Origin of the sequence: Cohnella laeviribosi DSM 21336, from assembly GCF_000378425.1 — a bacterium.
Lineage (GTDB): Bacteria > Bacillota > Bacilli > Paenibacillales > Paenibacillaceae > Cohnella > Cohnella laeviribosi.
In genome coordinates this window covers 1-5448 of record NZ_KB899880.1, presented here as the reverse complement: position 1 = coordinate 5448, position 5448 = coordinate 1, and the positions used below count along the sequence as shown (strand labels likewise).

Below are 5448 nucleotides of genomic sequence, written 5' to 3'. Positions count from 1 at the left end.
CGTCCAGTAATTGATCTATGATTGCAAGCTCGACCGGCAACTTTCTAACAGATTCCGGGAGAATGGCATCCCAGATGGTCAATTGCTCGTCTCGAAGTTTCAACATTTTCTTCACCTCTTGGAAGGATTCCCGAGGGCTTCTGTTGAACTCCTATAGCAAAGGAATTCTTCCCTCGGGGTGTGGAACTTTGTTATCTCGTCAATAACAATTTCCATTTTGAGGTGCTGAATTCCTTTTAATTATGCTCAAAACACCCTGACTTTTTCAGGGGAAACTAGTTAGAGTATCTTTGTTCATTTATAGTTGCAAAATGCAAATAAAAATTGTATAACGATAATATGGAGGTGAATGTGATGGAAGATGTCCGCCATGTACTCCAATTGATTACTCGACGTTTTGGTTTCTTGAACAAAAATTGTTGTTCGGTTGGCGGAACGAGTGTCTCCTTAATTCAGAGCCATATCCTTTATGAGATTGACCGGCAGCATCATCCGTCCATGCAACAGATTGCGGAGACATTGGGAATGGACATCACCACATTCAGCCGGCAAATTCAATCGTTGATTCGGAAAAAGCTCGTGAAAAAGACACCTTCTGATCTGGATCGAAGGGTATATATCCTGGAACTGACGACAGAAGGGAAATTTGTCGCGGCAGCGATTGAGCAGCAGATTCAAGATTACTTGACTCAAATTTTCTCCCATATGAATGAGTTTGAAAAAGATACCGTGATCCGCTCGCTGAAGCTGTTAAACGCATGCATGGAGAAAACGGGGGTTTGTTGCGGTTGACAACGGGAAAATCATAGGTTGTTTTGCCACCGCATACTTGCAGTTTGCAAATAAAATCCTCAATACTTGCTATTTGCAAGTAAATTCTGGAGGGGGGAAGTCGATATGAAAGAGGTATGGGATACCATCGTCATCGGAGGAGGTCAGGCAGGTCTGGCTTCAGGGTATCATTTGCAAAAGAAGGGACTGCGGTTTCTCATTTTGGAAGCGAACGGGCAAGCAGTCGGATCGTGGCCGAATTATTACGCCAGTCTGAAATTGTTTTCTCTCGCGCGTTTCTCATCGTTGCCTGGCTTGAAATTCCCGGGTGCGGGCGATCATTATCCGCTGCGGGATGAAGTCATTCATTACTTGCAGGAATACGCCAAAGCATTTAGGTTGCCGATAAAAACCAATCAGCGTGTTGAATCGGTGGAGAAAACCGGTGAAACATTCATGATTCGGACCGTATCCGGAGACCGGTACGAGAGCAAAACCGTCATTAACGCGACGGGGGCTTTTCAACATCCATATATGCCCGTAATAAAAGGACGGGAAAAGTTTCGGGGAAATATCCTTCATTCTTCCGAATACCGCAATCCTACTCCGTTTGTGAATCAAAGGGTGTTGGTTGTCGGGGCCGGAAACTCCGCCGTTCAGATTGCCGTCGAGTTGGCCGAGGTGAGCCGGACGTCTTTGGCGGTACTGCGGCCTGTGAAGTTTGTCAAACAAAGAATCCTGGGGCAAGATTTGCATTTTTGGATCAGAGCGTTTGGTTTCGATACGTTTCCGATCTGGCGTTTTGGCGGTGTGGTGCCAAGACCGAGGGCGGTTATTGATCTGGGTAATTACAAAGCATGCTTGGCGGCAGGCAAGCCGGATCAAAGGCCGATGTTTGCTTCCTTTCATGCGGATGGCGTGATTTGGCCGGATGGGACAAAAGAGCGGGTGGACACCGTCATTTTTGCCACAGGATACCGTCCCCATCTGGCCCACTTAAGAAACACGGGCGCACTGGACGCTGAAGGGAGTCCTTTGCAGGCGGCCGGGATCAGCACGACAGTCCCTGGACTTTATTACGTGGGTCTCGAAGGCCAACGGTCGTTTGCGTCCGCGACGTTAAGGGAGTCGGTCCCGACGCAAAATTTGTGGTGCGAAAATTGCTCCGTCATTTGAAGAGATGAACGATGTTATTTTGAATCGTTACAAAGGGAGGTCGCCTCGGATGGAAATCGAGACTTTATGGCGCACATTTCGCGAGCCCCTCAAAACATTTATCATCCGCCGGACGCATCGGGTGCAAGAGGCCGAAGACATTTTGCAGGATGTTTTTCTGAAAATATACACCAGGATGGACAGCCTTCGTGACGAACAAAAACTTCGATCGTGGATCTATCAAATCGCCCGGCATTCCATCATTGATTATTATCGCAAGGAAAAACCGGTTGTCGAGCTGCCCGAAGAATTGCCCGAATCAAATGAACCGGACGATGCGAACTTGAACAGGGAGCTTGCCAAATGCTTGCGGACGATGATTCGTCAATTGCCGGAAAAGTACCGGGAGGCCATTGAATTAACCGAACTTGAAGGTCTTTCGCAAAAGGACCTGAGCGAAAAATTGGGCATTTCATTTTCCGGCGCAAAATCCAGAGTTCAACGGGGGAGGCAAAAGTTGAAGGAATTCATTTCTGCCTGCTGTCATCTGGAATTGGATCGTTACGGGAATATTCTGGACTTCAGAGAAAAAAATCCGGCCTGCACATGCAATTCCTGTAAATGAAATGAGCATGTTTTGCGTCTTTTTGCAAAACGCGTCGTCTTCCTATACGCAACGAATTTTAATCATAAATCTGGAGGGATTACGATGAGCGATCTCACAAAAGACCAAATCCGCCAAAATGTCCGAAACCGCTATAAGCAAATTGCCCTGCAGGAAGTGAATGCGGGGACTGGCTGTTGGACGCCTTCTTCATGTTGTGACTCACCAACTGAGATTTCATCCAAACTGGGGTACTCAGCGGAAGAATTGTCCGCCGTTCCCGAAGGTTCGAATCTCGGCCTCGGCTGCGGAAATCCGCAGGCGATTGCGGAGGTAAAACCTGGTGAGGTCGTGTTGGATTTGGGCAGCGGCGGCGGTTTCGACTGTTTCCTGGTTTCCCGTCAGGTTGGGGAAACAGGCCGGGTCATCGGCGTGGATATGACGCCGGAAATGATCAGCAAAGCCCGCGCCAATGCGGCAAAGGGCGGTTTTTCCAATGTGGAGTTTCGGTTGGGGGAAATCGAACACTTGCCGGTAGCCGATCAGTCCGTTGATGTCATCATCTCCAACTGTGTCATCAATTTGTCGCCGGATAAGCCGCAGGTGTTCAGGGAAGCGTTTCGCGTGCTGAAACCGGGAGGACGGCTTGCCATATCCGACGTTGTGTTGACGGCAGAGCTGCCGCCTGAAATCAAAAATGACCTGGATGCGTATTCCGGCTGCATGTCTGGAGCTTCATCGATCGATGAATTGAAGATGATCCTGGAGCAAAGCGGTTATACCCGGATCACGATTGAACCGAAAGACGAGTCGAGAACATTTATTAAAGATTGGCTGCCCGGAGCAAACATTGAAGACTACATCGTATCCGCGATCATTAAAGCGGTAAAACCTTAAAGGTTGTTGGAGCCGGCAGGCATCGCGCCGGCTTCATTTTTGTTTCATCGTTCGAAAACATCTGATCCCGCCGGATATCATTTTAAGTGAAGGCATTGACTTTTTTGCAATTATAAATAACAATATGGTTATATAACTATTTCATTTTGAGGTGAACAGGCGGCCATGGAATTCGAGAAATTGGCCGATACGCTGAAAGCTCTTGCCGATCCGACCCGGTTGAAAATCATCTCTTTGTTGCGCACGCGCGATTGCTGCGTCTGTGAACTGGTTCCCATATTTAATATTTCACAACCGGCCATTTCCAAGCATTTGAGTCGTCTTAAAACGGCCGAACTGGTCCATGAGACGCGCAAAGGTCAATGGGTGTTTTATTCGTTGAATGAGAAGAAATTGGAGGAAACCGGTTTTGCTTTAAACCATTTGCCCGATTTGTCCGAGAAGTTAAAGGAATTGGAAAAGCAGGGGCTGTTGGTCAGATGCGAGTAAACAAAAGGGGTAAAAGAAATGAGTGAAAAGGCTGGAAAACAATTATCCTTTCTGGACCGGTATTTGACTTTGTGGATTTTTGCCGCGATGGCTGTCGGAATTGGAACAGGCTCTCTGTTTCCGAATTTCGTTTCGTTTCTTGATCAATTTCAAGCGGGAACGACATCGATCCCCATTGCGATCGGATTGATTCTGATGATGGTTCCGCCGTTGGCAAAGGTTCGGTATGAAGAGTTGGGGCGCGTGTTCCGGAACGGAAAAATATTAGGGCTTTCCCTTGTGCAAAACTGGGTCATCGGTCCGATTTTCATGTTCGTCCTTGCGATCGTCTTTTTACAGGGATATCCCGAATATATGGTCGGGCTGATTATGATCGGGTTGGCCCGTTGTATTGCGATGGTCATTGTTTGGAACGATTTGTGTAAAGGAGATACCGAATACGCCGCGGGACTCGTCGCTTTCAATTCGATTTTCCAAGTGTTGTTTTACTCCGTTTACACTTATCTTTTTGTGACGATCTTGCCGGCCTGGTTCGGTTTGCAAGGTATGGTTGTCGACATTACGATGTCCGAAGTGGCAAAAAGCGTGTTGATTTATTTGGGCATTCCGTTCCTGGCGGGCATGATCACCCGTTTCACATTCGTGAAAGCAAAAGGACGTTCCTGGTATGAAAAAGTCTTTATTCCGAAAATCAGCCCCATTACCCTGTTTGCCTTATTATTTACCATTATCGTCATGTTCTCGTTAAAAGGCGATATCATTGTTCAATTGCCGCTCGATGTGGTCCGGATCGCGATCCCGCTGCTCATTTACTTCGTGGTGATGTTCCTGATTTCGTTCTATATGGGAAAAAAATCAGGAGCGAATTATGCGGTTACGTCGACACTCGCCTTCACGGCTGCAACCAATAACTTCGAACTGGCTATTGCCGTTGCAGTGGGGGTTTTCGGTATTGATTCGGGCGCAGCTTTCGCAGCTGTCATTGGGCCTTTGGTGGAAGTGCCGGTCATGATTGCCTTGGTCAACGTCGCCTTGTGGTTTCAGCGGAAGTATTTCCAACCTAAGACCATATCCTGACAAAACGGAATTTCAATATCAAACCAAGGGAGTGCTCACGATATGACTAAAAAAATCGTTTACTTTTTATGTACCGGTAATTCTTGCCGCAGCCAGATGGCAGAAGGATTCGGGAAAAAATATCTCGGTGACAAGTACGAAGTGTACAGCGCGGGTATTGAAGCGCATGGTCTGATGTTACCGCTGAAGCATAACGTCCAATTGCTGATGGGATTGCCTGTCCGGAAGTTGCTGAATATAATGACCGTATCACAGAAAAGGAAAAGGATGCTTCCCTTTTATGTGGGCCTGCAGCAACAGGCTCACGGGATGCATCCCCTACCCAACATGATCATTGTAACAGAGTATGAGCTGGTTGAGAAGACTCCCGGCGTTTTCAGTTCGATGTGCAGAGTTGGTCCCCTCACCTTGTTGTGGAGAAGCGCTTAGTGTGATCGGCAGTCGGCGGCGGAAAC

Annotated in this window: 6 protein-coding genes and 1 pseudogene; all 7 read left to right on the top strand. The window is 47.6% G+C overall.

All coding sequences use genetic code 11. The features are described from left to right. The first annotated feature begins 354 nt into the window (after positions 1 to 354). Positions 355 to 792, top strand: coding sequence for a MarR family winged helix-turn-helix transcriptional regulator (locus tag F560_RS0121715; protein ID WP_019007818.1), 438 nt, complete (start codon positions 355 to 357; stop codon positions 790 to 792). 105 nt (positions 793 to 897) lie between these two features. Continuing rightward, positions 898 to 1955, top strand: a pseudogene (locus F560_RS24370) (flavin-containing monooxygenase). 41 nt (positions 1956 to 1996) lie between these two features. Then, positions 1997 to 2551 carry an RNA polymerase sigma factor SigZ gene (gene sigZ / locus F560_RS0121705; RefSeq protein WP_019007817.1) on the top strand — a complete coding sequence of 185 codons (555 nt, stop codon included), beginning with the start codon at positions 1997 to 1999 and terminating at the stop codon, positions 2549 to 2551. 84 nt (positions 2552 to 2635) lie between these two features. Further along, positions 2636 to 3427 carry an arsenite methyltransferase gene (locus F560_RS0121700; protein ID WP_026298468.1) on the top strand — a complete coding sequence of 264 codons (792 nt, stop codon included), beginning with the start codon at positions 2636 to 2638 and terminating at the stop codon, positions 3425 to 3427. A 165-nt stretch (positions 3428 to 3592) separates the two neighbouring features. Next, complete coding sequence (locus F560_RS0121695; RefSeq protein WP_019007815.1) at positions 3593 to 3916, top strand: ArsR/SmtB family transcription factor; 324 nt, start codon at positions 3593 to 3595, stop codon at positions 3914 to 3916. Between the two features lie 18 nt (positions 3917 to 3934). After that, complete coding sequence (arsB, locus tag F560_RS0121690; RefSeq protein ID WP_019007814.1) at positions 3935 to 4993, top strand: ACR3 family arsenite efflux transporter; 1059 nt, start codon at positions 3935 to 3937, stop codon at positions 4991 to 4993. Positions 4994 to 5035: 42 nt separating this feature from the next. Then, positions 5036 to 5422 carry an arsenate reductase/protein-tyrosine-phosphatase family protein gene (locus tag F560_RS26380; protein WP_019007813.1) on the top strand — a complete coding sequence of 129 codons (387 nt, stop codon included), beginning with the start codon at positions 5036 to 5038 and terminating at the stop codon, positions 5420 to 5422. Positions 5423 to 5448 lie beyond the last annotated feature (26 nt).